The organism is Chengkuizengella marina, assembly GCF_009910845.1.
In the GTDB taxonomy this organism is placed as follows: domain Bacteria; phylum Bacillota; class Bacilli; order Paenibacillales; family KCTC-33759; genus Chengkuizengella; species Chengkuizengella marina.
In genome coordinates this window covers 1-2,968 of sequence record NZ_SIJB01000090.1, presented here as the reverse complement: position 1 = coordinate 2,968, position 2,968 = coordinate 1, and the positions used below count along the sequence as shown (strand labels likewise).

The following is a 2,968-nucleotide window of genomic DNA, read 5'->3' as shown; positions in this document are numbered from 1 at the left end:
TTGATGCATCCGATGGCGCAGGAGGTGAAATCATGACACAATCATTAATAGAAGTTAAAAATTTGAAAAAGCACTTTCATGTAGGAAATGGACAAGTATTAAAAGCAGTAGATGGTGTAAATTTCTCCATCCAAAAAGGTGAGACCTTAGGAATGGTTGGAGAATCTGGATGTGGTAAATCTACAGTTGGAAGAACAATGCTTCGACTGTATGAACCAACTTCTGGCGAAATGAAAATAGACGGTAAGAACATCTATAATATTTCTTCATCTCAATTGAAACAAATGCGTCGTGATATGCAGATGATTTTTCAAGATCCTTACGCTTCATTAAATCCGAGAATGACGGTTCGTGATATTATTGCAGAACCTTTAGATATTCATAAAATCACTAAAAGTAAAGAAGAACGCAAGAAGAAGGTTCAAGAATTACTGGACCTTGTTGGTTTGAATCCGGATCATGCAGATCGGTACCCACATGAGTTTTCCGGTGGTCAAAGACAAAGAATTGGAATTGCTAGAGCATTAGCGGTGAACCCTAAGTTTATTATATGTGATGAACCCATCTCTGCTTTGGATGTTTCAATACAGGCTCAAGTTGTAAACTTGTTAAAAGATTTGCAGAATAAACTTGGATTAACTTATTTATTTATTGCTCATGATCTATCTATGGTAAAACATATTAGTGATAGAGTTGCTGTTATGTATTTAGGCAATATGGTAGAGCTTGCTGAGAGTAATGAATTATATGAAAATCCATTACACCCTTATACTAAAGCGTTAATGTCAGCGATCCCAATTCCTGACCCAGATGTTGAAGCACAACGTGAAAGAATCGTATTAAGCGGTGACTTACCTAGTCCTATTAATCCTCCTAGTGGATGTACTTTCCGTACACGTTGTCCATTAGCTACGGATAAATGTGCTGAAGTAAAACCTGAATTTGTAGAACATAAAAAAGGCCATTGGGCTGCATGTCATTATGTTGAATAAATAATATAAATGATCAACAATAAACCCTGATTTTAAGAATATAACAATTCATATATCAGGGTTTATTTTTTGTTTAATATTTTAATAAACATACTAAAATTAATATACATATATTCATAACATGATTTACTAATAAAAACGCTTTCATATGGTAAATTAATATAGTATTGTGAAATTTTAATTGACAAGAAAACAAAGGATAGGTTATTTTAGATATAGATTATCATATTAAATTGAATTTTCAGAAAATTATTTGTGACAAAAAATAGTGCTCAATATTGAAAGGTGAATCTCCTCAAATTACAGTCTTTTAAATAGTTGAGCACGTTCGCTTGTTGTATACACCGCTAAATAGAAACATACATATACCACAATATAAGTTTATTTATACATTTCTTTAGAGATTGTGAGCTTTTTAGTAATACAATTAATTGTTTTATAGTTACTATAAAGTGTAAATCTCTCATATTTAATGTGTGCTATTTCGTAATCTACTTAATATAATATACTAAATTTTCCTCTTTTTTACAAGTGAATTGTTATTTTTTGTTGGATTTTTTGAAAATTAGACATTTAATTTGATAAAAATAATTAGGAGGTATCTATTTTATGAAAAAGGGGTTCAAAATAAGTCTTCTGACAGTTTTAACTTTAGTCTTTGTAATGGGTATGGCTTTAGTTGGTTGTAGTGAGGATTCATCTGATCCAAAGACAGAAGATCAGCCGAAGGAAACAGACAACACTACAACAGAGGTAAATGAAGAACCGACTACTGAGCAGGTTTTACGAGTTAACTTTCACAGTGAACCACCAACACTTGATCCAGGTCTAGCAAGTGATTCAACTTCTGGTACAATAATCCGAGCTGTGTTTGATGGTTTAACTCGTTTAAACCCAGAAACAAATGAATATGAACCTTCAGCTGCTGAAGATGTTCAAGTTTCTGATGATTTATTAACGTACACTTTTACAATAAGAGATCATTCATGGACAAATGGAGATCCAGTAACTGCACATGATTTTGAATATGCATGGAAACGTGCTTTGGATCCTGCAACAGCTGCTGACTATGCATATCAGCTTTATTATTTGAAAAATGGAGCTGATGCAAATGCAGGGGATGTTAGTTTAGATGAAGTTGGAGTCAGAGCATTAGATGATAAAACGTTAGAGGTTACTTTAGAAAATCCAACTCCTTATTTCCTTGAATTAACAGCATTTTATACTTATATGCCTGTTAATAAAAGTATTGTTGAAGCAAATGAAAATTGGGCAAACGATGCAACAGATTTATATGCAACAAACGGTCCTTTTAAATTAACAAAATGGGAACATGGCAGTGAAGTGGAATTAGTTAAAAATGAAGACTACTGGAATGTAGATGCTGTTAAATTACAAACAATTAACTTCTCTATGGTAGAAGACGAATCTACCGAGTTAGCAATGTATGAAGCAGGGGATTTAGATTGGGCAGGAGCACCGTTCTCATCTTTACCTACGGACGCAATGGCTCCTCTTAAGGAATCAGGGGATTTAATTACGCAAGAAATTGCGGGTGTTTATTGGTACAAATTTAATACTGAAATAGCACCATTTGATAATGAAAAAATGCGTAAAGCATTCTCATATGCTATTAACCGTCAAGAAATTATTGACTATGTCGCACAAGGAAATCAAAAGCCAGCATTGGGTGCAGTTCCACTTTCCATGCCATTAAATCCTGATGGATACTTCGACCCTACGGTTGAAGAAGCACAAAAGTTATTTGACGAAGCATTGGCAGAAATGGGATTATCTAGTGCTGACGAATTACCTCCAATTGTGTTAAATTTCAATACAAGTGAAGGACACCAAAAAATAGCTCAAGCAATTCAAGAACAATGGAACCAAGCGTTTGGCATTCAAGTGACTTTAGAAAATGTTGAGTGGGGCGTATACATTGATAAACTTCATGAAGGAGATTATCAAATCGGTCG

2 protein-coding genes are annotated in these 2,968 nt (G+C 33.8%); both read left to right on the top strand.

Annotated features, from left to right (window positions below; all coding sequences use genetic code 11):
- The first annotated feature begins 32 nt into the window (after positions 1-32).
- Positions 33-992 carry an ABC transporter ATP-binding protein gene (locus tag ERL59_RS20630; RefSeq protein ID WP_160648113.1) on the top strand — a complete coding sequence of 320 codons (960 nt, stop codon included), beginning with the start codon at positions 33-35 and terminating at the stop codon, positions 990-992.
- 609 nt (positions 993-1,601) lie between these two features.
- Positions 1,602-2,968 (top strand): peptide ABC transporter substrate-binding protein (locus ERL59_RS20625; protein ID WP_160648112.1); only part of this gene is annotated, 1,367 nt, incomplete at its 3' end.

Excerpts from the sequence above, each read along its gene's own strand:
- ERL59_RS20630 (WP_160648113.1), top strand. The coding sequence starts at position 33 with ATGACACAATCATTAATAGAAGTTAAAAATTTGAAAAAGCACTTTCAT.